Annotated in this window: 22 protein-coding genes; 12 read left to right on the top strand and 10 right to left on the bottom strand. The window is 59.7% G+C overall.

Annotation, left to right across the window (positions count from 1 at the left end; all coding sequences use genetic code 11):
* Nucleotides 1–150 precede the first annotated feature (150 nt).
* The 3 genes from GH784_RS08005 (at nt 151) to lysS (ending at nt 5,296) form a co-directional block, all read left to right on the top strand.
* Nucleotides 151–1,923, top strand: a complete 1,773-nt coding sequence (locus tag GH784_RS08005) for an SLC13 family permease (protein ID WP_065703275.1) — start codon at nt 151–153, stop codon at nt 1,921–1,923.
* A gap of 212 nt (nt 1,924–2,135) precedes the next feature.
* Entirely contained in the window at nt 2,136–3,593 is a 1,458-nt protein-coding gene (gene gltX, locus GH784_RS08000; protein ID WP_013762321.1) for a glutamate--tRNA ligase, read from the top strand.
* Nucleotides 3,594–3,796: 203 nt separating this feature from the next.
* Complete coding sequence (gene lysS, locus GH784_RS07995) at nt 3,797–5,296, top strand: lysine--tRNA ligase (RefSeq protein WP_013762320.1); 1,500 nt, start codon at nt 3,797–3,799, stop codon at nt 5,294–5,296.
* Nucleotides 5,297–5,548: 252 nt separating this feature from the next.
* Here the strand turns inward: lysS and GH784_RS07990 are convergent, their stop codons facing one another.
* Complete coding sequence (locus tag GH784_RS07990) at nt 5,549–6,439, bottom strand: hypothetical protein (protein ID WP_065703273.1); 891 nt, start codon at nt 6,437–6,439, stop codon at nt 5,549–5,551.
* A gap of 314 nt (nt 6,440–6,753) precedes the next feature.
* Here GH784_RS07990 and GH784_RS07985 point away from each other — a divergent pair, with 314 nt between their 5' ends.
* The 5 genes from GH784_RS07985 (at nt 6,754) to GH784_RS07965 (ending at nt 10,524) form a co-directional block, all read left to right on the top strand.
* Nucleotides 6,754–7,644: a metal ABC transporter substrate-binding protein gene (locus GH784_RS07985; RefSeq protein WP_013762318.1), complete on the top strand. Its 891-nt coding sequence runs from the start codon at nt 6,754–6,756 to the stop codon at nt 7,642–7,644.
* Entirely contained in the window at nt 7,641–8,549 is a 909-nt protein-coding gene (locus GH784_RS07980; RefSeq protein ID WP_013762317.1) for a manganese/iron ABC transporter ATP-binding protein, read from the top strand. The genes GH784_RS07985 and GH784_RS07980 overlap by 4 nt, the downstream gene beginning before the upstream one ends.
* A complete protein-coding gene (locus tag GH784_RS07975) occupies nt 8,530–9,390 on the top strand; it encodes a metal ABC transporter permease (RefSeq protein ID WP_013762316.1) in 861 nt (286 codons plus the stop codon). The genes GH784_RS07980 and GH784_RS07975 overlap by 20 nt, the downstream gene beginning before the upstream one ends.
* Entirely contained in the window at nt 9,387–10,241 is an 855-nt protein-coding gene (locus GH784_RS07970; RefSeq protein ID WP_153793318.1) for a metal ABC transporter permease, read from the top strand. The genes GH784_RS07975 and GH784_RS07970 overlap by 4 nt, the downstream gene beginning before the upstream one ends.
* A gap of 109 nt (nt 10,242–10,350) precedes the next feature.
* Nucleotides 10,351–10,524 (top strand): DUF1328 domain-containing protein, encoded by a 174-nt coding sequence (locus tag GH784_RS07965; RefSeq protein ID WP_003516193.1) that lies wholly within the window; start codon nt 10,351–10,353, stop codon nt 10,522–10,524.
* Between the two features lie 58 nt (nt 10,525–10,582).
* On the opposite strand, the gene GH784_RS07960 is transcribed toward GH784_RS07965, so the two are convergent.
* Nucleotides 10,583–11,314, bottom strand: a complete 732-nt coding sequence (locus GH784_RS07960; protein WP_013762314.1) for an SDR family oxidoreductase — start codon at nt 11,312–11,314, stop codon at nt 10,583–10,585.
* A gap of 216 nt (nt 11,315–11,530) precedes the next feature.
* Here GH784_RS07960 and GH784_RS07955 point away from each other — a divergent pair, with 216 nt between their 5' ends.
* On the top strand, nt 11,531–12,304 hold the full coding sequence (locus tag GH784_RS07955; protein ID WP_003516189.1) for an IclR family transcriptional regulator: 774 nt from the start codon (nt 11,531–11,533) through the stop codon (nt 12,302–12,304).
* A 105-nt stretch (nt 12,305–12,409) separates the two neighbouring features.
* Here the strand turns inward: GH784_RS07955 and tal are convergent, their stop codons facing one another.
* Nucleotides 12,410–13,375 (bottom strand): transaldolase, encoded by a 966-nt coding sequence (gene tal / locus GH784_RS07950; protein ID WP_013762313.1) that lies wholly within the window; start codon nt 13,373–13,375, stop codon nt 12,410–12,412.
* Between the two features lie 206 nt (nt 13,376–13,581).
* Between tal and GH784_RS07945 the strand changes: the two genes are divergently transcribed.
* Complete coding sequence (locus tag GH784_RS07945) at nt 13,582–14,568, top strand: sugar-binding transcriptional regulator (RefSeq protein ID WP_003516185.1); 987 nt, start codon at nt 13,582–13,584, stop codon at nt 14,566–14,568.
* A gap of 66 nt (nt 14,569–14,634) precedes the next feature.
* Here the strand turns inward: GH784_RS07945 and GH784_RS07940 are convergent, their stop codons facing one another.
* Both GH784_RS07940 and GH784_RS07935 read right to left on the bottom strand, forming a co-directional pair.
* Nucleotides 14,635–15,507 carry a methylated-DNA--[protein]-cysteine S-methyltransferase gene (locus GH784_RS07940; protein WP_003516183.1) on the bottom strand — a complete coding sequence of 291 codons (873 nt, stop codon included), beginning with the start codon at nt 15,505–15,507 and terminating at the stop codon, nt 14,635–14,637.
* Between the two features lie 131 nt (nt 15,508–15,638).
* Nucleotides 15,639–16,118, bottom strand: coding sequence for a DUF2244 domain-containing protein (locus GH784_RS07935; RefSeq protein ID WP_003516181.1), 480 nt, complete (start codon nt 16,116–16,118; stop codon nt 15,639–15,641).
* Between the two features lie 37 nt (nt 16,119–16,155).
* Between GH784_RS07935 and nth the strand changes: the two genes are divergently transcribed.
* Nucleotides 16,156–16,938: an endonuclease III gene (gene nth / locus GH784_RS07930; protein WP_065703269.1), complete on the top strand. Its 783-nt coding sequence runs from the start codon at nt 16,156–16,158 to the stop codon at nt 16,936–16,938.
* On the opposite strand, the gene GH784_RS07925 is transcribed toward nth, so the two are convergent.
* Nucleotides 16,900–17,637, bottom strand: a complete 738-nt coding sequence (locus tag GH784_RS07925; RefSeq protein WP_065703267.1) for a sulfate transporter family protein — start codon at nt 17,635–17,637, stop codon at nt 16,900–16,902. The two genes, nth and GH784_RS07925, sit on opposite strands and share 39 nt — an antisense overlap.
* Nucleotides 17,638–17,932: 295 nt before the next feature.
* On the opposite strand from GH784_RS07925, the gene GH784_RS07920 reads away from it, so the two are divergent.
* Nucleotides 17,933–18,766, top strand: a complete 834-nt coding sequence (locus tag GH784_RS07920) for a MurR/RpiR family transcriptional regulator (RefSeq protein ID WP_025595058.1) — start codon at nt 17,933–17,935, stop codon at nt 18,764–18,766.
* Between the two features lie 65 nt (nt 18,767–18,831).
* Here GH784_RS07920 and GH784_RS07915 read toward each other — a convergent pair whose 3' ends face one another.
* The 4 genes from GH784_RS07915 to GH784_RS07900 all read right to left on the bottom strand — a co-directional run.
* Entirely contained in the window at nt 18,832–20,406 is a 1,575-nt protein-coding gene (locus tag GH784_RS07915; protein ID WP_065703266.1) for an FGGY-family carbohydrate kinase, read from the bottom strand.
* 60 nt (nt 20,407–20,466) lie between these two features.
* The gene (locus tag GH784_RS07910; protein ID WP_003516170.1) at nt 20,467–21,186 is read right to left on the bottom strand and encodes an HAD family hydrolase; all 720 of its coding nucleotides are present in this window, start codon (nt 21,184–21,186) and stop codon (nt 20,467–20,469) included.
* A 6-nt stretch (nt 21,187–21,192) separates the two neighbouring features.
* On the bottom strand, nt 21,193–22,677 hold the full coding sequence (locus tag GH784_RS07905; protein ID WP_065703263.1) for a mannitol dehydrogenase family protein: 1,485 nt from the start codon (nt 22,675–22,677) through the stop codon (nt 21,193–21,195).
* A 91-nt stretch (nt 22,678–22,768) separates the two neighbouring features.
* Nucleotides 22,769–23,761 (bottom strand): ABC transporter ATP-binding protein (locus GH784_RS07900; RefSeq protein WP_153793316.1); only part of this gene is annotated, 993 nt, incomplete at its 5' end.

The following is a 23,761-nucleotide window of genomic DNA, read 5'->3' as shown; positions in this document are numbered from 1 at the left end:
CGCGGCGGCTGGATACCGGCTCAAGGCCGGTATGACGCGAACGTGTGGAACGCGCCGGCCAGTCGGAACCGCATGCCCCGCCTCGCGTTCTTCGACATCCCTACCGGAAGAGTCCGTCCCGCCGTCTCTCCTTCGAAAGCATAAGCAAGCATGACGACCGACCAGATCCTCGCCTTTACCGTGATCGCCGGCATGATGGTCGCGTTCATATGGGACAGGTTCCGCTATGATGTGGTCGCGTGCAGCGCGTTGCTGGTGGCGGTGGCGGTTGGGGTCGTGCCTTTCGACAAGGCGTTCTCCGGTTTCTCGGACGATATCGTCATCATCGTCGGCAGCGCGCTGATCGTCAGTTCGGCCGTGGCGCGTTCAGGGGTCGTCGATATGACGATCAAGAATTATTTCCCGGAGATGCACTCCAAAACCCTCCAACTGGCCTTTCTGATGATCGTCGTCGCCATCATGTCGGCCTTCATCAAGAACATCGGCGCGCTTGCCATCATGATGCCGGTTGCTTTCCAGTTCGCCCGCAAATCCGGCAGCCCTGTTTCCTATTATCTGATGCCCATGGCCTTCGCCGCCCTTCTGGGTGGGCTTATGACGCAGATCGGCACCTCGCCCAACATCGTCGTTTCCAGGCTGCGTGAGGAAATGACCGGGCAGAGCTTCTCGATGTTCGATTTCACCCCGGTCGGTGCCGGGCTGAGCGTGATCGGCATCATCTTCCTGACCTTCGGTTACCGCCTGCTGCCGGTGCGCAACCGCCAGCAGGCATCGATGGAGGATATTCTGGACCAGTCGGCCTATACCGCCGAAGCGACGCTTCCCGCCGACAGCACCTACGCCGACAAGCCGCTGCGGGAGCTGTTGAAACAGGCGGATGGCGACGTAATCGCCAGCACGATCCTGCGCGGACCCCGGCGCATCTCCCCCTTCCCCGATGTCAATCTGAAGCCGGGCGACACCATTCTTCTCGAAGGCAACCCGGAGGGCCTCGACCGCATCGTCTCGCAGGCCAAGCTGCTGCTGTCAGGCAAGCCGCTCACCGAGAACGGCCAGAAGACCGCCGACCTTATTTCCATGGAAGCGGTTATCAGCAACGAATCCGTTCTCAACGGGATTTCCGCGCGCGAACTGGCGCTGTCCTACACCCGCGGCGTCAATCTGATTGCAGTCAGCCGTCGCGGCCAGCGCGTCAGCCAGCGGCTCTCCGACCTGACCTTGCAGGCGGGCGACGTCATTCTCTTGCAGGGCAGCCGCAAGAACCTGCCACAGGTATTGCAGGAATTTTCGCTGCTGCCCCTGGCGCAGCGGGAAATCCTGCTTGGGGTGCAGCGCCGCGCGCTTTTGCCCGTCATAGTGCTTGCCGCGGCCATGATTGCCGCCGGCAGCGGGCTGGTGCCGGTATCCGTCGCCTTTTTCGCCGCCGCCTTCCTGATGATCGTCGTCGGCGCGATACCGCTGACCGAAGTCTATAAATCGATCGACGGGCCGATCCTCGTCATGCTCGCCGCCCTCATTCCCGTCAGCGACAGTCTGCGCACCAGCGGCGCCAGCGAGCTGATCGCCGCCTGGCTCGGCCATGCCGCACAAGGACTGCCGCCCTTCGCAGCACTCGGCATGATCCTGTTGACCGCCATGGCGGTAACGCCCTTCCTCAACAATGCTGCAACCGTGCTCGTCATGGCACCCATCGCCGCCGGTTTCGCCACCACGCTCGGCTTTCGACCGGAGGCCTTTCTGATGGCGGTGGCGATCGGCGCCGGCTGCGATTTCCTCACGCCCATCGGCCACCAGTGCAACACGCTGGTCATGGGTCCGGGCGGTTATCGTTTCAGCGATTATCCGCGCCTTGGACTGCCGCTGTCGATCATGATCGTCATTGCCAGCATTCCGATGCTGCTTTATGTCTGGCCGGTGAATTAGGGGCGGTTCACGTCCGGGCGAAGACAGCGCAAGCGCCATATTTCCTTGACGCCTGCGGCATAATATGGCCTAAGCCGATGCCGAACGGAAATATGCAAAAGTGCGTTCAACACGCCTTTCCGCACCCTTTCCCGCCGCATTCAAACGAAAACTTCGTGATAGAAGGGTGAAGCCGCCCCGATGTCACCACCCCGTCACGACGAGTGAATTTCATGACCACTTCCGGCGTTCGCGTCCGCATCGCACCTTCCCCCACCGGCGAGCCGCATGTCGGCACCGCTTACATCGCGCTGTTCAACTATCTCTTCGCCAAGAAACACGGCGGCGAATTCATCCTGCGCATCGAGGATACCGACGCCACCCGCTCGACGCTGGAATATGAGCAGAAGGTTCTGGAGGCGCTGCGCTGGACCGGCCTTACCTGGTCGGAAGGCCCTGACGTCGGTGGCCCCTATGGTCCCTACCGCCAGTCCGAGCGCAAGCCGATGTACTGGCCCTATGCCGAAGAATTGCTGGAAAAAGGCCATGCCTTCCGCTGTTTCTGCACGCCCGAGCGGCTTGAGCAGATGCGCGAAGCGCAGCGCGCCGCTGGCAAGCCGCCAAAATATGACGGTCTCTGCCTCCACCTGAAGGCTGAAGAAGTGACCACCCGCGTCGCCGCCGGCGAAGCCAACGTCGTGCGCATGAAAATCCCGACCGAAGGTTCGTGCGATTTCCATGACGGCGTTTACGGCGATGTCTCGATCCCCTGGGATTCGGTTGACATGCAGGTGCTGATCAAGGCCGACGGCATGCCAACCTATCACATGGCAAACGTCATCGACGACCATCTGATGAAGATCACCCATGTGGCGCGCGGCGAAGAGTGGCTGGCTTCAGTGCCCAAGCACATCCTGCTTTACCGTTATTTCGGCTGGGACCAGCCGACGTTCATGCATCTTTCGCTGATGCGCAACGCCGACAAATCGAAGCTTTCCAAGCGAAAGAACCCGACGTCGATCTCCTATTATTCCGCGCTCGGCTACCTGCCGGAAGCGCTGATGAACTTCCTCGGCCTGTTCTTCATCCAGATCGCCGAAGGCGAAGAGCTGCTGACCATGGAAGAGCTGGCCGCGAAGTTCGATCCGGAAGCACTTTCCAAGGCCGGCGCCATCTTCGATATCCAGAAGCTGGACTGGCTGAACGGCCGCTGGCTGCGCGAAAAGCTCACGCCTGAGGACTTCATCGCCCGCACGCTGGAATGGGCGATGGAAAATTCCCGCCTGACCGAAGGCCTGAAGCTTGCCCAGAGCCGCATTTCCAAGCTCGGCGAATTGCCAAACCTTGCCGGCTTCCTGCTTTCGAGCGACGTTGGCCTGACGCCCGCCTCCTTTGCCGGTCTCAAAAGCAAGCCCGAGGAAATCCACGAAATCCTCACCACGGTTGCCACCGATCTGGAAAAAATGCCTGATTGGAACGTTGAAGCCATCGAGGCCGAGCTGCGCGACATTGCCGAACGCACGGGCAAGAAACTGCGCGTCGTCACGCCGCCGCTCTTCGTCGCCGTCTCCGGCTCCTCGCGCTCGCTGCCGCTGTTTGACTCGATGGCGCTGCTCGGCCGCTCCGTGGTGCGCCAGCGCCTGAAGGTCGCTATTGCCGTTGTGGCCACGATGGTTGGCAGCGGTGCTTGATGCCTGCCGGGGCGGGTTTTAGATCCACCCCTCATTCCTGCGCTTGTCACAGGAATCCAGCCACGGCGCGTCGGCGCCGTGAAAGAATGAATTGAGGTCTCCCGCGCCAAGGACTTGGGCGCACTGGATTCCTGTGACAAGCACAGGAATGAGGGATATGGGAGGCAATTGTCGCCGCGGCAACGCCGCAACAGGATTGAACAATGAACGACAAGACAACCGAAACCACCGCCCTTTCCTCCGACGCCACCGAAGTGCGCCGCCAGAAACTTGCGCTGCTGCGCGAGCAGATCGGCGATGTCTATCCGGCGCATTTCCATCGCACGCTGACCAATGCGGAGCTGGCGGAAAAATATGCCGATATCGAACCGGACACGGAAACCGGCGACACGGTAACGGTGGCGGGCCGCGTTTATTCGTCGCGCAATTCCGGCATGTTCATGGATATCCATGACGCCTCGGGCAAGGTGCAGATCTTCTCTCACAAAGATACGACGCCGGAAACGGCGCGCAATCTTCTGCCGATGATCGACATTGGCGACATCATCGGCGTAACCGGCAAGGTGCGCCGCACCAAGCGCGGCGAGCTGACGATCAACGCCGAAGAAATCACCATGCTCACCAAGTCGCTGCTGCCGATGCCGGAAAAATGGCACGGTGTCTCCGATATTGAGCTGCGTTACCGCAAGCGCCATCTCGATATTCTGGCGAACGAGGACTCCAAGCTGCGCTTCCTGCAGCGCTCCAAGATCCTGTCCGGCATCCGTCGCTTCATGGAGGCCGAAGGCTTCCTCGAAGTGGAAACGCCGATGCTGCAGACAGTTTATGGCGGTGCGACGGCTGATCCGTTCAAGACCTTCCACAATACGCTGAAGATGGACATGTATCTGCGCATCGCGCCGGAACTGTTCCTGAAGCGCACGCTGGTATCAGGCCTTTCCGACAAGGTCTTTGAAATCAACCGCAACTTCCGCAACGAAGGCGTTTCCACAAGGCACAATCCTGAATTCACCATGATGGAGTGCTATTGGGCCTATGCCGACTACGAAGACATCATGGGTCTCGTAGAGCGTCTGTTCGAGACGCTGGCGATTGCCCTGCACGGCACGACCGAGGTGGAATTCCAGGGCCAGACAATTTCCTTCAAGGGTCCGTTCAAGCGCGTGCCCATGCCTGATGCGGTGAAGGAAGCGACCGGCATCGACTTCCTTGCGATCAAGACTGACGAGGAAGCCCGCGCCGCCGCCAAGGCTGCCGGTTTTGCCGTCGAGAAGGACTGGACCTGGGGCGAATGCCTTGCCTTCATCTTCGAAGAGAAGGTCGAAGGTACGCTTATCCAGCCGAGCCACGTCACGCATTTCCCGAAGGATATCTCGCCCTTCGCCAAAGAAGTGCCGGGCGAACCGCGCCTCGTTGAGCGTTTTGAGAGCTATTGTAACGCCTGGGAAGTGGGCAATGCCTTCTCCGAACTCAACGATCCCGAAGAGCAGCGCCGCCGCATGGTGGAGCAGCTTGAGCAGGCCCATGCCCGCGGTGAAAAGGACAAGCAGCTGGACGACGAATTCCTCGACGCCATCGATCAGGGCATGCCACCCGCCGGCGGCCTCGGCATCGGCGTCGATCGTCTGATCATGCTCCTGACTAACGCCCCCTCGATCCGAGACGTCATCCTCTTCCCGGCCCGCCGCAACAAGGCGGACTAAGGACAATCAAGCGAAGGCGGCCGCATGGCCGCCCTTGCCCTCATGCGCCCGGTCTCTACCGAACATTGTGGCCCCTGTGGCAAAATTTCCTGCTAGATCGTCTCATGGCGCAGACGCGAAAAGGCTGGATGCCGGATCAGGTCCGGCGTCACGAAAGAAGGCGCTGCGACGATATTTTACAAACGTCGGCACAGCCGTATCAATTTTCCAGATGGTTTTAATTCCGAGGTGTCAGCAAGAGCTCAAACGCTCCTAATGCCCCGCCTTCGCCTTTGCCGCGCCCGGCTCTTCGGCAGGCGCAACCTCGCCCTCGGCCAGCTTCTCTTCCGCCGCCTGCGCGGTCGTAGTGCCTTTTCCGAAGATCAGTGATTTCAGATAGCTGATGCTGAAGATACTGCCGCCATCGGCTTCCGGGGTCGAGGTCAGAAGTTCTTCGTCGGCTACGGGTTCGCCGTGGGCTTCAGCACCGGGTCCGCCCTCATGCGTTTGCGCCGGCGCAGCGTCGTGGCCGCCGCCGCCTTCGCCCTTGGTTTCGCCGTGTCCGCCCGCGCCTTTTGCGGCTTTTCCGCCATGCCCTTCGGGTGCGGCGTCCGAAGCGGGGGTTGCGCAGTCGGTGGCATCGCTCAGGCTTGCGGCCATTGCTTCGGCATCTTCCAGCGGCAGATCGATGCGCAGCCCGTAAAACTGGCCGCTGCCGTTTGATGCACCATCGTAATAAAAGGCGGAATAACGCTGGGCATCGGCGCCTTCGGGAATTTTCGCCGGGTCGGCAATGAAGACCACCTGGGCCGCGATGGCGCGGCCGCGCATTTCCGAGCGCAATTGCGGGCCGTTTTTATCCAGCACGGAAACCTGGACCAGATCAGGCTTCTGTTTGTCGTAAACTGCTCTGGCGACACGCAGCGCCGTTTTCAACCGGTCCGTGCCGTTGCCGCCGTCAGTACGAATGAATTTGCGGACCCACAGGGAACCGTTCTTGCGGATGTTGACTGTCTGGACTGCGTCGCAGGAAAGCCCGTTGGCGGAGGCATAGGTGGACCCGAGCAGCCGCTCGCTGCCGATAAACACGGCAGCAGAACCGGTCGCACCCGCCAAAAGCAGGATCCCGCCTCCGATCATAACGAGTTTGCGCGAAAACCGCATTCGTCCGAATACAGCCTTCACGCGCAAAATCCTGACATTCAGTACCCCGCCTATCGCCCTCACCCCGGAACGTGGCTCGAAGGATGAGGAACACACGCGGGATAAGCTCGGGACCTCGTTGTCCGAGCCTTGCGATAGTGCCGCTTTCTCATTGAAAAAAGTTTAATCCCCCTGGCGCCGTGCGGGCAAAAGCGCACCATTTTCAGACATTTTTGAAATCCGCTAAATTGCGAATGATTTGCAATAGCGTTGACAAGAGTGATTCCATGACAGATGGTGTTGCGAGTTGATCGCAACAAAAATCGGTGACAGACGTGAATCTCCATAAAATCCGCCATGCCCTTTTTGCTTTTTCGCTTTTCCTGCCTGCTGCGGCTGTCGCGCAGGAAAAACCGAAGGTGGTGACCACCTTCACGATCATTGCCGATATGGCGCGCAATGTGGCGGGCGATGCGGCAGAGGTGGAGAGCATCACCAAGCCAGGCGCTGAAATTCACAACTACCAGCCGACGCCTCGCGACATTCTCAAGGCCCGCAAGGCCGATCTGGTGCTGCGCAACGGCCTCAATCTGGAATTGTGGTTCGAGAAGTTTCTGGCCAATCTTTCAGGCGTGCCTGATGTGACTGTCAGCGACGGCATCGAACCGATGGCGATCAATGGCGGGGCGTATCAGGGGAAACCCAACCCGCATGCCTGGATGTCACCCGATAACGCCTTGATCTATGTGGAAAATATCCGCAAGGGACTCGCTGGAATAGATCCCGCCCACGCCGAGATTTACGCCGCCAATGCCAAGGCCTATTCCGACAAGATCCGTGCCACCGTGCAGCCCATCCGCGATGAGCTTTCCGCGCTTCCTGAGAACAAGCGCTGGTTGGTAACGAGCGAAGGGGCGTTCTCCTATCTCGCCCGGGATTTCGGGCTGAAGGAACTGTTCCTGTGGCCGGTCAATGCCGACAGCCAGGGTACGCCGCAACAGGTGCGCGGCGTGATCGACGCCATGCGCGAACATAATATTCAGGTCATCTTCAGCGAAAGCACGGTTTCCGCCGATCCCGCCCGGCAGGTGGCCAAGGAAACCGGAGCGGCCTATGGCGGCATACTCTACGTGGATTCGCTGAGCGAAGCCGACGGCCCTGTTCCGACCTATCTCGACCTGCTGCGCGTGACGAGCAGCACCATCGCCAAAGGACTGTCTTCATGAGAATGGGCAGCAAAAAAAGCGGCGGCGGCCTGACGGTTCAAAATGCGACAGTGACCTATCGCAACGGCCACACCGCATTAAGAAATGCCAGCTTTTCCATTCCACGCGGTACGATCACTGCACTTGTCGGCGTCAACGGCGCCGGCAAGTCCACGATTTTCAAGGCAATCATGGGTTTTGTGCCGTTGGCCGCCGGTTCTGTCTCTATTTTCGACCTACCCGTGAAGGATGCACTCAGAAAAAACCTTGTCGCCTATGTGCCGCAAGCTGAAGAGGTGGACTGGAGTTTTCCCGTACTGGTTGAGGATGTGGTGATGATGGGCCGTTACGGCCACATGAACTTCTTCCGTATTCCGTCGAAACACGATCACGAGATGGTCGAGAGAGCGCTGACGCGCGTCAATATGCTTGATTATCGCAAGCGGCAGATCGGCGAGCTTTCCGGCGGACAGAAGAAGCGGGTGTTTCTGGCCCGCGCGCTGGCGCAGGAAGGTCAGGTTATCCTGCTGGATGAACCCTTCACCGGCGTCGACGTGACCACGGAAGAACAGATCGTCGCGCTGTTGAAGGCACTGCGTGACGAGGGCCGCGTCATGCTGGTTTCCACCCATAATCTCGGTAGCGTACCGGAATTCTGCGATCGCGCCGTCTTCGTCAAGGGTACCGTTCTGGCGTCGGGCAAAACAGCGGACACCTTTAACGAAGAGAACCTGCAAAAAGCCTTTGGCGGCAGCTTGCGCCACTTCGTTCTCGGCGGGGCCGAACTGCATGATGATGCCGATCCGCGCCGGGTGAAGGTGATTACCGACGATGAGCGGCCTTTCGTGATCTACGGAAAGAACGGCCAGAACGGGCATGATCCGCAGGCTCCGAAGGAAAAAGCCGATGATAAACAGCCTTCTTGAGCCTTTCACCTATGGCTACATGCTGAACGCCATCTGGGTCAGCGCACTTGTGGGCGGCGTCTGCGGCTTTCTTTCCGCTTATCTTATGCTAAAGGGCTGGTCGCTGATCGGCGACGCGCTCTCGCACGCCATCGTTCCCGGCGTTGCGGGCGCTTATATGCTGGGGCTGCCCTTTTCGCTCGGCGCCTTTCTTTCCGGCGGGCTTGCGGCTGGCTCGATGCTGTTCCTCAATCATAAAACCCGGCTCAAGGAAGACGCAATCATCGGCCTGATCTTCACCTCGTTCTTCGGGCTGGGGCTGTTCATGGTGTCGCTGTCGCCCACCTCGATCAATATCCAGACCATCGTGCTTGGCAATATTCTGGCAATTACCACCGAAGACACGATCCAGCTTGCCCTGATCGGCGGCATCAGCCTCATCGTACTGGCGCTGAAATGGCGCGACTTCATGGTGGTGTTCTTCGATGAGAACCATGCGCGCACCGTGGGGCTGAAACCGGAAGTGCTGAAAGTGATCTTCTTCACCCTGCTTGCCGCCTCCACGGTTGCAGCCCTTCAAACCGTCGGCGCCTTCCTTGTCGTTGCCATGGTGGTGACCCCAGGCGCGACCGCCTATCTTCTGACCGACCGTTTCGAGCGGCTGATCCTGATGAGCCTCGTGATCGGCGCGACCACCAGCTTCGTCGGCGCTTATCTCAGCTACTTCCTCGACGGCGCCACCGGCGGCGTTATCGTCGTACTGCAAACAGCGATCTTCCTTTCCGCTTTCGTGTTTGCACCCAAACACGGGCTGCTCGCTTCGCGCGCCAAAGCGCGCAAGGCACTGGGAGAAGCGCAATGAGCGAATATCTCGAACTCGCCATCCTGCCGTTTCAGCTGCCCTTCATGCAATATGCCTTCATCATCAACCTGATGATTGCCGTGCCGATGGCGATGCTCTCGTGTTTTCTGGTGCTGAAGGGCTGGTCGCTGATGGGGGACGCAGTTTCGCACGCCGTGCTGCCCGGCGTGGTGATTGCCTACATTGTCGGAATTCCCCTTTCCATCGGCGCCTTCACCGCCGGTATGATCTGCGCTCTTGGAACCGGTTTCATCAAGGAAAACAGCCGCATCAAGGAAGACACTGTGCTCGGCATCGTCTTTTCCGGCATGTTCGGGCTGGGGCTGGTGCTTTACGTGAAGGTGCAGAGCGACATGCATCTGGATCACATCCTCTTCGGCGACATGCTGGGCATTGCGCCTTCAGACATGCTGGAGACCGGGCTGATCGCGCTTTTTGCCACCCTGTTTCTCGGGGTGCTGCGCAAAGACCTGCTGGTCAATGCCTTCGATCCGCAGCATGCCAAGGCAATCGGCCTGCCCGTTCGCATCCTGCATTACGGTCTGCTGATGGTTTTGTCGCTTGCCGTGGTCGGCGCGCTGAAGGCTGTGGGTATCATCCTCTCCGTCGCAATGCTGGTCACCCCCGGCGCCATCGCCTTCCTGCTGGCGCGGCGCTTTTCCGCCATGCTCCTGGTCGCCATCTCGGTTGCGGTTCTCTCTTCGCTTGCAGGAATATGGCTAAGCTTCCTGATCGACAGCGCGCCGGCCCCGACCATTGTACTGTTCATGAGCCTGGCATTCGTCGCGACATTCATTCGCACCAGCTTCAAGGCCCGCCGGATCGACGCCGCCAATGAAACGGTGGTGTAAAAGAACGATTTTTGCGGGCGCGTGGAACATTTTCCCCTTTTGCGCGTCATTTTCATGAGCTTGCCCTCAAGCGGCAAACTCATGAATATTAAGCGAAAGGGGAAGCTCCATGCTGAAATGGGCTCTTATTTTCTTTGTTATTTCGTTGATCGCGGGCGTATTCGGCTTTACCGGCATTTCGGCAGCGGCGTCGGGCATTGCCCGTATCCTGTTCTTCATCGCCGTCGTGATCTTCCTGGTCTTCCTCGTGCTTGCACTGATCGCTGGAAGCGTGGTGGCGTAACAAAAAAGGCGACCGGCTTTTGGGCCGGTCGCCTTCTCCTCTCTCCCGTATAGAATTATCAGCCTGTCCAGCCACCGTCGATCACATGGATCTGGCCAGTGGTGAAACCTGCCTCATCCGAAGCGAGATAAGTGACGAGTGCGGCGATTTCTTCCGGCGTGGCAATGCGGCCCATAGGCTGGCGGGCAATGAAGTCGGCCAGGGCCTGTTCGTAATTGCCGGTGGCGCGCAGGCGGTCGTGCAAGGACGGGCTATCCACTGTGCCTGGGCAAATGGCGTTGCAGCGAATACCCTTGGTGACGAAATCAGCAGCAATTGCCTTGGTCAGACCGACAACCGCCGCCTTGGAGGCGGTGTAGGCGAAACGGTTCGGCACGCCCTTCACGCTGGATGCGACGGAGGACATGTTGACGATTGCGCCCTTACCCTTTTCCAGCATGCCTGGCAGAAAGGCGCGGCAGGTGCGGTACATGGCCTTGGCATTGAGGTCGAAGGAGAAATCCCAGTCCTTTTCCTCGCAATCGAGAATGGTGCCGGAATGAACAAAACCCGCACAGTTGAACAGAACATCCGCATGGCCGATATCCGCAGCAAAAGCCTTCACACCATCGCCATCCAGCACGTTCAGAACCCGCGTTTCCGCACCTTTCAGGGTCGAGAGCGCCTGCTCGTTGATATCAGTGGCGATGACGCGCGCACCGAGCGATATGAATCGCTCCGCCGTCGCACGGCCGATACCCTGGCCGGCTGCGGTGATCACCACTGTCCGCCCGTTAAAATCCTGCACCATGAATAGCCTCCCGCTACGGCGCACCCGCCCGCTGGGGCCGAGCCGCTGAATTTCGCCAGTGAATTTCATTGATCTCAAATATGGATCGACAATTCATATGTAAACGCGGTATTCATGTAACGTCAAGCAGGCTTGCGCAAAACGGCAGCGTGCGGCAACGGTATTTAAAAAGTGCATTTCCCGCCAGGCAATCCTGCAAAACGCCACCGAGGCAAGATGACCGAAGACGACAGCGAAAGATATCGCGCCCCCGCCCTCGACAAGGGTCTGGACATTCTGGAGCTTCTCGCCCGCACGGATGGCGGGCTGACGCAGATCGAGATTGCCAAGGCCATAGGCAAAACCCCGAACGAGCTTTACCGCATGCTGGACCGCCTGGTGCGCCGTGGTTACGTACAGCGGCTGGAGGGTGACCGGTTTTCGCTGACGCTGAAAATGTTCGGGCTCGCACATTTTCACGCGCCGGTGCGCCGGCTGGTCTCTTTCGCAGCCCCGGTGATGCGCGATTTTTCCGCAAGCGCCGAGCAGGCCTGTCATCTGGCCGTTTACGACCGCGGCAGTGTTGTCGTCATCGCCCAACAGGAGTCCTCCACCTATTGGGCGATGTCCATGCGGGTGGGCGCGCAGATGAGCCTCTTCCAGACCGGTTCCGGCCATGTGCTGCTGGCCTTCCAGAACGAGGTACAGCGCAAGATCATGATCACCGAGCAGGTGCGCGGTGGCGGGGAAACCGAGCCTTCAGACCTTGAGGAGCGGCTGGCGGAAGTTCGCAGGAATGGTTTCGAATCCATGGACAGCATGCAGACCGCAGGCGTGCGCAATATTTCCGCCCCCGTGCTGACACTTGATGGTACCGCACTTGCCGTCATCACCTGCCCCTATATCACCCCGCTTGGCGGCAAGGCCCCGACGCGCGAGGCCTGCGAGGTACTGATCCGCGATGCGGCAAGGCGCATTTCCGAAGTGGCGACGGGTCAGGGAACCATCTGAGACGCACAAAAAAACGCGACCGGCAGGGACCGATCGCGTTTAAAGTGACTGGAGATTTCTGTATCTTAAACGCAAAGGGGACCGGGATGGTTCCCCTTTTTGTTATCAGGCGGCAGCCAGCGTCAGTTCCTTGCGGACCATTTCGCGCAACGTTACCAGATCCTTGGCGAACAGGCGGATGCCTTCCGAGAGCTTCTCGGTTGCCATCGCGTCTTCGTTCATTGCCCAGCGGAACGCCTTTTCATCGAGCGACTGCAGCGGCTCGGCCTTCACGTTGTCGGGCGAAAGCTTGCGCTCAAGCGTGCCGGTGTCCTTGTCCAGCTCTTCCAGCAGCGCCGGGCTGATCGTCAGGCGGTCGCAACCGGCAAGCGCTTCGATCTCGCCGACATTACGGAACGATGCGCCCATGACGACGGTGCCGATGCCATTGGCCTTGTAATAATTGTAGATGCTGCGCACCGAAACGACGCCCGGATCGGTCTCAGCAGTGTAGGTCTCGCCGGTCGACTTCTTGTACCAGTCGAGGATGCGGCCGACGAAGGGCGAGATGAGGAAAGCTTTGGCTTCCGCGCAGGCGATGGCCTGTGCCTGCGAGAACAGCAGCGTCAGGTTGCAGTCGATACCCTCGGACTGCAGGACTTCTGCAGCCTTGATGCCTTCCCATGTGGAAGCCAGCTTGATGAGGATGCGTTCACGCTCGATACCGCGCTCCTTGTAGGAGGCGATGATGTGGCGTGCCTTGGTGATGGAGGCCTGTGTGTCGAAGGACAGGTCGGCATCGACTTCCGTCGATACGCGGCCGGGAACGAGACCTGCAAGGGCTGCACCGACGGAAATGGCAAGACGGTCGGCAACGGCCGCAACGACAGCGTCAGACTGGCCGCCCTGTTTCTTGCCCCAGGCAACGGCTTCCTTCACCGCATCCGCAAAAGCGGGGGTGCCGAGCGCCTTCAGAACGATGGTGGGGTTGGTGGTGCAATCCACCGGCTTCAGGCGCGCAACCGCCTCGATGTCGCCGGTATCGGCAACGACCGTGGTGATAGCGCGAAGTTGTTCGAGTTTGGACGTCATGGCGAATGATCCTTCATGATCTCTTGTAAACTTGCACAGCCGTCTTTTCGTTCCCGCACCATGGTGCGCCCAAGGCCGAAATCACGGTTTTGTCCGGCTCCGACTATCGCAAGCGGCAAGGTCGAAAGTCAAGACATTTGCGCATCGCAATTGACATAAGTTTCATGCCTGCGATACTCCGCCCCATAAAGAGAGTGACAAAAACCGTGGCGAAACTGAGAAGAGAAACCCATACGGCCTATTCGGAAGCGGCTTCGCTGAGGCTGCGTGCCGCATGGCTCTACTATAATCAGGGTTTGACGCAGAAAGATGTCGCCGAGAAGCTCGGCATCAGCCGCTCCACCGTCATACGCCTTCTGGACGAGGCGATGAAACGCTCCGAAGTACAGATCTGGATCAACGAGGGCATCGAGGATTTCGTCGAACTGGCCGGCAGGCTGGAGGCAGCTTATGGGCTGGATGAGGCGGTGATCATTCCCTCCCCCGGCCCCTCCCCCGGCAAGGCGAATGCCGAGGGCACGGCCAAGGCCGTTGGCCTGGCGCTCGGGCAATTCCTTTCCGAAGCGGTGCCGAACGACGCCACCATCGGCGTCGGCTGGGGCCGCACCATGACCGCCTCGCTATCCAGCTTTCGCCCGCCGCGCCGGGAAAACTGCAAGGTCGTCTCGCTGCTCGGCGGTATCGTCGCCGTGCACCAGACAAACCCGCTTGATTACACCTGGCGGCTGGCAAGCGCGCTTGGGGCGGAATGTTACATGTTCCTTGCACCGCTGCTGGTAGACTCCGTCGAGACCAAACGGGCGCTGATTGAGAAATGCGGACTTGCCACACTTTATGATCTGGCCGAAACGCTCGACCTCGCCATCGTATCCTGCGGCGATATCGGCCCGCATTCCACTTCGCTTTCGGAAGGTTTCATTTCGAAGGAAACGCTTCAGGAACTCATCGATGCCGGCTGCGTCTGCGACACCATGTTCAACTTCATCGACGCGGAAGGCCGCTCCGTCGATCACCCGATCAACGAGCGCGCCATGGCGATCGATCTAGACACGCTGCGCAAGGCCAAACACATCGTGCTCGCCTCCGGCGGCGCCCACCGAGCCATCGCCATCCGCGCCACCATCAAGCGCATCGGATGCAATACGCTGATTACAGACGAGGCGGCGGCAAGAGCATTGATGGAACTGGTTTAGGCCTCGACAGGCGACCCAGGCTGTTCCTCATTCCTGCGCTTGTCACAGGGATGAGGGAGAGCTGCCTCACACCTTCCCCGTTTCCCATCCCAACATCGCCCGTTTGCGGGTAAGGCCCCAGTGATAACCCGTGAGCGCCCCGCTTTTTCCCACAGCGCGATGGCAAGGAACGACGAAGGAGACCGGGTTCGCGCCAACAGCTGCACCGACCGCACGGGAGGCAGTTGGCTGGCCGATATCGCAGGCGATGTGCGAATAGGTAACGGCGCGGCCCATGGGAATTTTCAGAAGGCTTTCCCATACCCGCACCTGAAAATCCGTGCCGAGCAGCACGACCCGCAATGGCCGGTCCGCCGACCACAGCGTCGGTTCGAAAATACGTGCGGCATAGGGCGCGGTGGCTTCACGATCCTCGACATAATCCGCATTCGGCCAGCGACCTGCCATGTCCTCGAAACAGGCTCTTTCCTCGCCGGGATCGGCGAAAGCGCAGCCGGCAAGGCCGCGATCAGTCACCATGACCAATGCAAGACCGAAGGGTGAAACATGGAAACCGTACCGGATCGTCAACCCACCGCCCTTGGCCTTCCATTCGCCTGGAGACATGGCCTCGTGGGTGACGAACAGATCGTGCAGGCGGCCGGGCCCAGACATACCGACCTCGATCGAGGTTTCCAGCAGCGGCAGATCCTCTTCGCGCAACAACCTTTTGGCATGATCGAGCGTTACAGCCTGCAAAAACGCCTTGGGGGAAAGACCGGCCCAGCGGGTGAAGGTCTTCTGCAATTGCGTCGGCGACTGGCCGAGCCTTGCGGCAATGGCTTCAAGGGAGGGCTGGTCGCGATAATCCAGCGTCAAAAGCTCGATAACCCCGCGCACCGTATCGTAATCCGAACCGATGGGGGTGATGTCTTCATTCAGCATGATATTGGCGTTCATCGCATGTCTCCTAACGCCTCACAGAAAACCATCAAAGCGCGTCGGTCTCCACCCGTTTCTTGCGCCGTACTCAGTTTCTGCCGAGATACCGGCCTCGAGCCTATTGACGGGTTTTAAGCGGAATTATCCGCTCACATCCGCCGCACCGTCGCCAACGCACCGCCGAAAGCCTTGGCGAAGCTTTCCCGGTCATCCGGATTGAGAAACGAGCCGATATCCGTTGCCTTGCCTTCACCCGTTACATGCATGGAGACGATGCCGATTTCCTCGTGCCGCTGAACCCTGAAGCGAGCCCAGAAGGGGTTGAAACGATGCTCGACGACGCGGCCAGTCGGGGAGAATTTGCGGATAGACAGGCTGGTGCGCGAGACGCTCACCTCTTCCCGCGCCTTCGCTGCCCGGTAGTTGGCGCGGAAGGCGACATAAAGCAGCAGAAAATCCAACCCGAGGAACAGGCCGACGGGCCATGCGCCAGTGGTGAGGAAAAAGCCGCCATGGAGGAGGCAGGCAAGCCCGGACAAGGCGAGAAGCAGCCGGAAACCCCTTCTTCCGAGCGAACGGTGCGGAACGAGTTCCGCCGCAAAAATCGGCTGATCGTTGAGCGTATCCACGTTGATTTCCTCAGGGCGGGCTGGCTATAGATAGGTCATGACAGTCGCCAAAAAACGATCCAGCACCCAAACATTGAAAAAGTCAAATGCGACATCCGCCCGCAGACCGGCGCGTGTGAAGACGATCTATTCGAAGGACGAGTTGAACGAGATCTTCCGCCGTTTCTCCATTCAGCGGCCGGAGCCGAAAGGCGAGCTGGAACATACCAACCCCTTTACCCTGCTGGTGGCCGTGGCGCTTTCGGCGCAGGCGACCGATGTGGGCGTAAACCGGGCGACGCGGGCGCTGTTCAGGGTGGCCGATACGCCGCAAAAAATGCTGGCACTTGGCGAGGAGGAGCTGATCGGCCATATCAAGACCATCGGGCTTTACCGCAACAAGGCCAAGAACGTTATCGCTTTGTCACAGATGCTGATCGACAATTTCGGCGGTGAGGTGCCGAGGACGCGCGAGGAGCTGGTGACCCTGCCCGGCGTCGGCCGCAAGACGGCCAATGTGGTGATGTCGATGGCCTTCGGTGTGCCCACACTCGCCGTGGACACCCATGTTTTTCGTATTGCCAACCGGCTCTGTCTTGCGCCGGGGAAAACCCCGGATGAAGTGGAAGACCGGCTCGTCCGCATCATTCCCGAAGAATATCTGTTCCATGCCCATCACTGGCTGATCCTGCACGGGCGTTATTGCTGCAAGGCGCGCAAACCGGAATGCGAGCGCTGCGTGATTGCCGATATCTGCAAATCACCGGAAAAGACCTTCGATATTCCAGCTCCGCTGGTGGAACTACCCGCGCAATTGTTCGGTGCGGCCAGCGGCGAATGACGGATCGCGCCGGCTGACGGCCTTGTGCAGATGCACCATCATCGAAGCCGCAAAAAGCGGCGTCAGAAGGTTGAGGAAGGGGATTGCAAGGAACGCTGCAATCACCAGCCCGGCCATGAACACGGTTGTGCGGTGTTTCAGCCGGAACAGCCGCGCGTCAGCGGGCGAGCGGAAACGCATGGACGCAAATTCGAAGAACTCCCGGCCCAGCAGATAACCGTTCACCAGAAAAAAGGCGATGAGGTTGACGCCCGGCACCAGCAGCAACAAAAGCGCAATCAGGTTGCCGGCAATGACGACGCCAAAGAACTTGATCGATGACACCACGGCCTCACCGATGGGCATCGCCTTGCCCGGCGGATCATCGGGATAGGTCTTTTTCTCCACGACTTCGGCGACATCGTCGAGAAACAATCCGGCAATAACGGCAGTGACCGGCGAGATCAGCAAGGCCAACGCCAAAGCCAGCCCGATTCCGGCGAAAATGGCGAAAACGAAAGTCAGCCATCCCGCCCAGTCCGGCACGCTGGGGACCAGCGTATCCACCCACGGCAAGGCGAAATAGATGAAGACAGAGCGGATGGCGAACCACAGCGCTGCCAGCACCAGAAGCGTCAGCCCCAGAACCTTCCAGAACACCGACCGGGTCTCGGAGGCAAAAAGATTGCTGAAGGCAAGCCTCGCCGCATTAAAAATCATTCGGAACTCCTATGACGCCTCTCGCGTTTTAAACTGGCGTTCAGGAGAGATAGGCGCCGCCCATCCGCTCCGCAAGACAGGAATGAAGACGTCGCTGTTGGGAATTAAACCGCTGATGGAATTTCCCTTGAATAAAAGACGTCTCTAAAATATAATAATCTATCTATTAGAATTCGCATTCCGGTCCGGTGGAGGACAAGGCCGGAAAAGCTCGCCCCCACCGACAAGTCGCGGTTCGCACGCTCGCCCGGGCGCGCGGATGCATCATCGTTCATAAATATAAAAGAATGAGGCGTTGGTGGAACAGCTACTGTTGAATCTGACCCGTGCCATGAAGGCCGGTACGCCTTCAGAGCGCAAGATCGCCAAATATCTGATCGAGCATCTGGACGAATTGCCGTTTGAGACGGCGCAGACACTGGCTGCCAAGCTCAGTCTCAGTCCGATGACGGTTGGCCGTTTTCTGCGCTCGCTCGGATACCGGCAATTCAGCGATATTCGCATCGATCTGCGCCACGCCGAAGAGACCGCGGGCGTGGACCAGCCCGCTATTGTTGAAAGCGGCGATCAGAAGTCCAATCCGTTTTCGCAACTCCTTTCCCAACAGATCCAGGCCATTCAGGCTGCTTTCGAAATGACGGACCAGCCGATATGGCGCGTCGCCATGAGCGAGATCGCTTCGGCGGCAGATGTTTTTCTGGCAACGTCACCGGAAGGCCTTGGCACCGGAAGGCACTTTCACGGGCGGTTGCTGGAGTATCGCAGACGCGTGCACTTCCTCGGCAGCGACAGCGCCGCCTATATCGCCCTTTGGGACTTCGATCCCGCAGAAGCGCTTCTCATCCTCATGGATTGCGGCGGCAGCATCACGCCCTTGCAGAGCCTTTCTGCGACGGCGCGAAAGAGCGGCTACAGAACCCTGTTGATCACCACCCGGTTCTATGAATGGGGACCGGAAAGCGCCGATATCTGTCTTGCCATGCCGCACACCCAGACCGGCGGACAAGGCCTGCTGCAGCTCGTTGCGCTGATGGAATTCACCCTCTGCAGCCTGATTGCCGGAGCCGACGAGCAGCGCACGGCACGCATGAAAAACCTAACCGGCCTGAAACGCTCGCTTGGCATCTGACCCTCGGCGGGAGGAAACGGATCGCGCCCGTCCGCCACGACCTTACCTGCCGTTGTAGGCAAAGATCAGAGGCTTTCCAGCTCCTGGCGATGGCGGTGCATGGCGAGAAAACGGCGATAATCCCGCTCGTAAAGCGGTGTGAGCGCTGGATTGCCTGGGATTTCCGTATTGCCCGGATACATGGCGGCACCCGCCGCTGCAAGGCCCGCATGCACACCGCCGGCGGCTGCCGCCGTCATTGCCGTGCCGAGAAGAACGGCGTCGGCTGTGGCAGGCACGACGATGCGCTTGCCAGTCACATCAGCGTAAAGCTCCATCAACAGCGGGTTCTTCACATGGCCGCCGGTAACGTGCAGGCTTTCGACGGCATAACCGAAACGCTCCATCGCATCGAGCACATGGCGCGCGCCAAGCGCAATCGCCACGGCAGTGCGCCAGTAGAGCCGGCAGAGACTGTCGAAGGATGTATCGAGCGTCAGCCCGCTGATGACGCCCACCGCATGCGGATCGGCGAGCGGTGAGCGGTTGCCGTGGAAATCCGGCAGTACATGCAGCCGTTCGGCAAAGGCCGCGCCCTCGAGCGCGCGCAATTCGGTAACCCGCGCAACGATGCGGGCGTGCAGCGCCGTATCCGGCTCTCCGCCCGCCGCGTGCATACGCACGATATGATCAAGCAGCGCGCCGGTGGCAGATTGCCCGCCCTCCACCAGCCAGTGGCCGGGCAGCACCGCCTGCCAATAGGGACCCCACAGGCTGTGGCCTGGCATCTGCCGCTCGGACATGGCGACAAGGCAGCTGGAGGTGCCGGCGATCAGCGCCACATGTTTACCCACATCATCAGAAAGGCATCCGCCAAGCGCACCCAGCGTGCCGGCGTAAGCATCGATCATGCCCGCCGCCACCTGACAGCCGGTGTCGAGGCCGAGTTCGGCGGCAGCCTCGGACGAAAGCGGGCCGATGGCTGTCCCCGGCATCACGGTCGCTTCGGGCAGGCCTGCCCGCTGTTTCAGATCGCCAAGCCCGGCAAGATTGAGATAATCAGCCTGCCAGCCGGGATTTTCCTGCGCCAGAAAATTCCACTTCGCCGTCTGCGTGCAATTTGAACGCTTGGTGGAACCGGTTGCCTTCCATGTCAGGAAATCCGCCAGATCGAAGGCGAAAGACATGCGCGCCCAGCTTGCCGGCAAATTCGCCTTCAGCCACATCAGCTTCGGCATCTGCATTTCCGGTGACACGCTTTTACCGGCGAAATCCAGCACGCGGTGGCGGGATGCCGTCAGCCGGTCGGCCTCGCCGATTGCCCGATGGTCCAGCCAGACGATGGTGTCGAACCGGTCTTTGCCCGTGACGGAGACAGAAACCGGTTCCCCACGCTCATCACGGATAACGAGCGAGCAGGTAGCATCAAAACCAATAGCGGCTACGCTGTCGGGTGACACACCCGCATCGGCAAGCGCTGCTCTCACCGCAAGGCAGACGGCGTTCCATATATCGGTGGAATCGTGTTCGGCGTGGTTTTCCTGCGGCCTTTGCATCAGGATGGGATGGGTTGAGCGGGCGAGAAGCCTGCCGGTCGGGTCGAAAATCCCGGCGCGGGCGCTCGCCGTTCCGACATCGACAGCGACGAGATTTTGACGCATCAAGACTTCAGTTCCATCCCTTGCGTAACGACCTCCGGGCGGTGGCAGGCATGGTTTCCTTCAGCCTGCGTCACGTTCCACCTGGCTGTCAAAACCGCCCTTCCCCATATAATCGCCGACAAGTTGAACCAAATCTTCCATGGCGTCAAACGTGGCATTGGCCCCGAGCTCCGCGATCTTTTCGCGAAATGCCGGAAACCGCGCATGCGAGCCGCCGGTGAAGGCAAAAACCGCCATGCCGGCTGCCTTCGCCGCCGCAATGCCCGCCGGGCTGTCCTCGATCACGATGCACTGACGCGGATCAGTGCCCATCTGCCTCGCCGCATGCAGGAAAAGGTCGGGTGCCGGCTTGCCGTTCTTCACCATGGTGGCGCTGAAAACATGCGGCTCAAATTTATCGATGAGGCCGGTCAGCCCCAGCGAGTAACGGATGCGTTCCGGTTGACTTGAGGAGGCAACGCAGCGTTTGAAGGCCACCAGCCTGTCCAGCGTTTCGGCAATGCCGTCGATGGGACGCAACTCAGTGCGGAAACGCTCAAACAGCGTCGCGCGCATATGCTCGAGAAAATCGATGTCGGTCTCGATACCGTATTCCTCAAACAAAGTCGTCGTCATGCTGGCAACGCTGCGACCGAGAAAGCGGTTGTAGGCCTCTTCCTCCCCCATCTCCACGCCAAGATGGGAGAGCATGTCGAGAAGAACCGAGATGGAGACCGGCTCGCTGTCGACCAGAACGCCGTCGCAGTCGAAAATCAGAAGAGGTCCGGTCCCGTCTCGCATCTCACGTCACTTTTCAGCCAGCTTGTCATCCAAATAAAGCTGCAAGGTCTTCGCCGTGCCTTCGTGCCACAGTGTCGTCAATGCATGAGAGAAGCGTTTACGGAAAAGCTCCGATTCGGCAACCTCCCCGAAGATATCGTCAAGCGAAAGGAAGGCCATCGGGTCGTCCTTGGCCTTTGTGGCTGCCGCCTGTAGCCGCTCGGCGCTGGCGTCGTTGAAGGTGATTTGCCTGCCGCTGTCGGAGGTGCCGTAGAAATAACGGCACCACAGTGCTGAAACCAGTGACAGACCGACGATATCTTCACCGCGCGCCAGACGGTCGGCGGTGGAGGGCAGGATGAATTTCGGCTGGCGGTTGGAGCCATCCTGCGCGAGGCGCGGAATGGTATCGCCGATTTTCGGGTTGAGGAAACGCCGTTCGATCAGGCCGAAATATTCGCCAAGATCGGTATCGGGTACGGGCGGAATGACCGGGATGATCTCTTCCTTTTCGAGCTTTGCCAGAAACGCCCGGATCAGCGGATGCTCCATCGCCTCATGCACGAAATGGATGTCGAGCAGCGCTGCCGGATAGGCGATCGCCGCATGGCCGCCATTGAGGATGCGGATCTTCATGTGCTCGTAAGGCGCAACATCCTTGACGAACTGAACGCCCGCCTTTTCGAGCGCCGGTCGGCCCGCCGGGAAATTATCCTCCATCACCCATTGCTTGAACTCTTCGCAGAAGACCGGCCAATTGTCCTCGATGCCGAAATCGTCACGGGCGATATTGCGTTCGCGCTCTCCCGTGGCGGGGGTGATGCGGTCGACCATCGAATTGGGGAAAGCGACGTTGCCGCCGATCCAGTTGGCGAAGGCCGGATCGAACAAGGCGGCGAGACCGACCACCGCGTTTTTAGTGACCTTGCCGTTATGGGGAATGTTGTCGCAGGACATGACGGTGAAGGGTGAAAGCCCCTTGTCGCGCCGCGCCTTCAGCCCGGCAACGATAAGGCCGAACACGGTTTTCGGGGAAGACGGGTTCCTGCCATCCTCGGCAATCGCGGGATGCTGCGGATTGAAGGAGCCGGAAGCATCGATGAAATAACCGCCTTCGGTAATCGTCATCGAAACAATTCGGATTTTCGGATCTGCGAGCGTGTCGATAATGCCTTGGGTATCGCCAACCTTCAGAATGTCGATCATTGGCCCGGTGACGCGCGCACCGGTGCGATTATTGTCCTGCTCTACCACCGTGGTCAGGAAATCCTGTGCGGCAAGTTTTTCGCGCATTACCGCGTCCGATGGCAGTACACCCGCACCAATGATGGCGAAGTCGTGGTCCGCGCCGGTGTTGAACAGGTCGTCCAGATAGACCGCCTGATGGGCGCGGTGGAAATTGCCGACGCCGAAATGCACGATTCCGGCGGAAAGATCGGCCCGGGAATAGGCCGGAATCGCCGCGGTTTTTTTGGCTTCATCAAGCGTGGCGAGGGAGAGTTTGCATGTCATGTCACGATCCTCGAAGGGAAAACGTTGTTTGTGCCAGGACCGGATGAGAGGCACCCGGCACGCAGCGCGGATTTGCCTTCCGGTCTTCGCGTCATATCGCGATGCCCTTGTCATCGAACCTGTGGATTTTGGCATCATCTGGTGTGATGAAGACGGTATCGCCGTGTTTGCATTCGAATTCACCGTCGGTTCTGGCGGTGATGGGGCCGATGCCGGGGACGTCGAGGTGGAGGAAGGTGTCGGAGCCGAGATGTTCGGCAACCGTGACCTTGCCCTGCCACAGGCCGGTTTCTTTCGACAGTGTCAGGTGCTCGGGCCGCACGCCGGCGGTGGTCGCACCCTTTTGCCGGGCGTAGTCGCCGGTCACCAGGTTCATGCGCGGCGAGCCGATGAAGCCGGCGACGAAGAGGTTGGCGGGCGAGCGGTAAAGCTCCATCGGCGAGCCGACCTGCTCGATATTGCCGCGGTTGAGGACCACGATCTTGTCGGCCATGGTCATGGCTTCCACCTGGTCGTGGGTGACGTAGATCATCGTCGTCTTCAGCGTGTTGTGCAGCTCGGAGATTTCCAGCCGCATGGTGCCGCGCAGCGCCGCATCGAGGTTGGAGAGCGGCTCGTCAAACAGGAACGCCTTTGGTTCGCGCACGATGGCGCGGCCGATGGCGACGCGCTGGCGCTGGCCGCCGGACAGTTGCGAGGGCCGGCGTTCGAGATAATCGGTGAGGTTAAGGATGCGGGCGGCATCGTCGACCTTCTTGTCGATGACGGCCTTGTCGAGCTTGGCCATCTTCAGCGGGAAGGCGATGTTGTTGCGCACGCTCATATGCGGATAAAGCGCATAGGACTGGAACACCATGGCAAGGCCGCGCTCGGCCGGGGCTTTTTCGGTGGCGTCGTTGCCGTCGATGACTATTCTGCCGCCGGAGACGTCTTCCAGCCCGGCAATCAGGCGCAGCAGAGTTGACTTGCCGCAGCCGGACGGGCCGACGAAGACGACGAACTCGCCGTCATGGATATCGAGATCGATCGACGGGATGACTTTTGCCTCGCCGAAGAGCTTGGACACGTTCTGAAGGGAAATGCT

Origin of the sequence: Agrobacterium tumefaciens, assembly GCF_009649785.1 — a bacterium.
Classification (GTDB): Bacteria; Pseudomonadota; Alphaproteobacteria; order Rhizobiales; family Rhizobiaceae; genus Agrobacterium; species Agrobacterium tumefaciens.
The sequence above is the reverse complement of the archived record's forward strand: the minus strand, read 5'-3'. Positions and strand labels throughout refer to the sequence as shown.

What these genes read in the sequence shown, in the direction of transcription:
- GH784_RS07915 (WP_065703266.1), bottom strand. Translation starts at nt 20,406, where the DNA reads ATGCGTCAAAATCTCGTCGCTGTCGATGTCGGAACGGCGAGCGCCCGC.
- GH784_RS07975 (WP_013762316.1), top strand. Translation starts at nt 8,530, where the DNA reads ATGATAAACAGCCTTCTTGAGCCTTTCACCTATGGCTACATGCTGAAC.
- GH784_RS07980 (WP_013762317.1), top strand. Translation starts at nt 7,641, where the DNA reads ATGAGAATGGGCAGCAAAAAAAGCGGCGGCGGCCTGACGGTTCAAAAT.
- GH784_RS07955 (WP_003516189.1), top strand. Translation starts at nt 11,531, where the DNA reads ATGACCGAAGACGACAGCGAAAGATATCGCGCCCCCGCCCTCGACAAG.
- GH784_RS07970 (WP_153793318.1), top strand. Translation starts at nt 9,387, where the DNA reads ATGAGCGAATATCTCGAACTCGCCATCCTGCCGTTTCAGCTGCCCTTC.
- GH784_RS07965 (WP_003516193.1), top strand. Translation starts at nt 10,351, where the DNA reads ATGCTGAAATGGGCTCTTATTTTCTTTGTTATTTCGTTGATCGCGGGC.
- gltX (WP_013762321.1), top strand. Translation starts at nt 2,136, where the DNA reads ATGACCACTTCCGGCGTTCGCGTCCGCATCGCACCTTCCCCCACCGGC.
- GH784_RS07910 (WP_003516170.1), bottom strand. Translation starts at nt 21,186, where the DNA reads ATGCGAGACGGGACCGGACCTCTTCTGATTTTCGACTGCGACGGCGTT.
- GH784_RS07940 (WP_003516183.1), bottom strand. Translation starts at nt 15,507, where the DNA reads ATGAACGCCAATATCATGCTGAATGAAGACATCACCCCCATCGGTTCG.
- GH784_RS07925 (WP_065703267.1), bottom strand. Translation starts at nt 17,637, where the DNA reads ATGATTTTTAATGCGGCGAGGCTTGCCTTCAGCAATCTTTTTGCCTCC.
- GH784_RS07905 (WP_065703263.1), bottom strand. Translation starts at nt 22,677, where the DNA reads ATGACATGCAAACTCTCCCTCGCCACGCTTGATGAAGCCAAAAAAACC.
- GH784_RS07990 (WP_065703273.1), bottom strand. Translation starts at nt 6,439, where the DNA reads ATGCGGTTTTCGCGCAAACTCGTTATGATCGGAGGCGGGATCCTGCTT.
- GH784_RS08005 (WP_065703275.1), top strand. Translation starts at nt 151, where the DNA reads ATGACGACCGACCAGATCCTCGCCTTTACCGTGATCGCCGGCATGATG.
- nth (WP_065703269.1), top strand. Translation starts at nt 16,156, where the DNA reads ATGACAGTCGCCAAAAAACGATCCAGCACCCAAACATTGAAAAAGTCA.
- tal (WP_013762313.1), bottom strand. Translation starts at nt 13,375, where the DNA reads ATGACGTCCAAACTCGAACAACTTCGCGCTATCACCACGGTCGTTGCC.
- GH784_RS07960 (WP_013762314.1), bottom strand. Translation starts at nt 11,314, where the DNA reads ATGGTGCAGGATTTTAACGGGCGGACAGTGGTGATCACCGCAGCCGGC.
- lysS (WP_013762320.1), top strand. Translation starts at nt 3,797, where the DNA reads ATGAACGACAAGACAACCGAAACCACCGCCCTTTCCTCCGACGCCACC.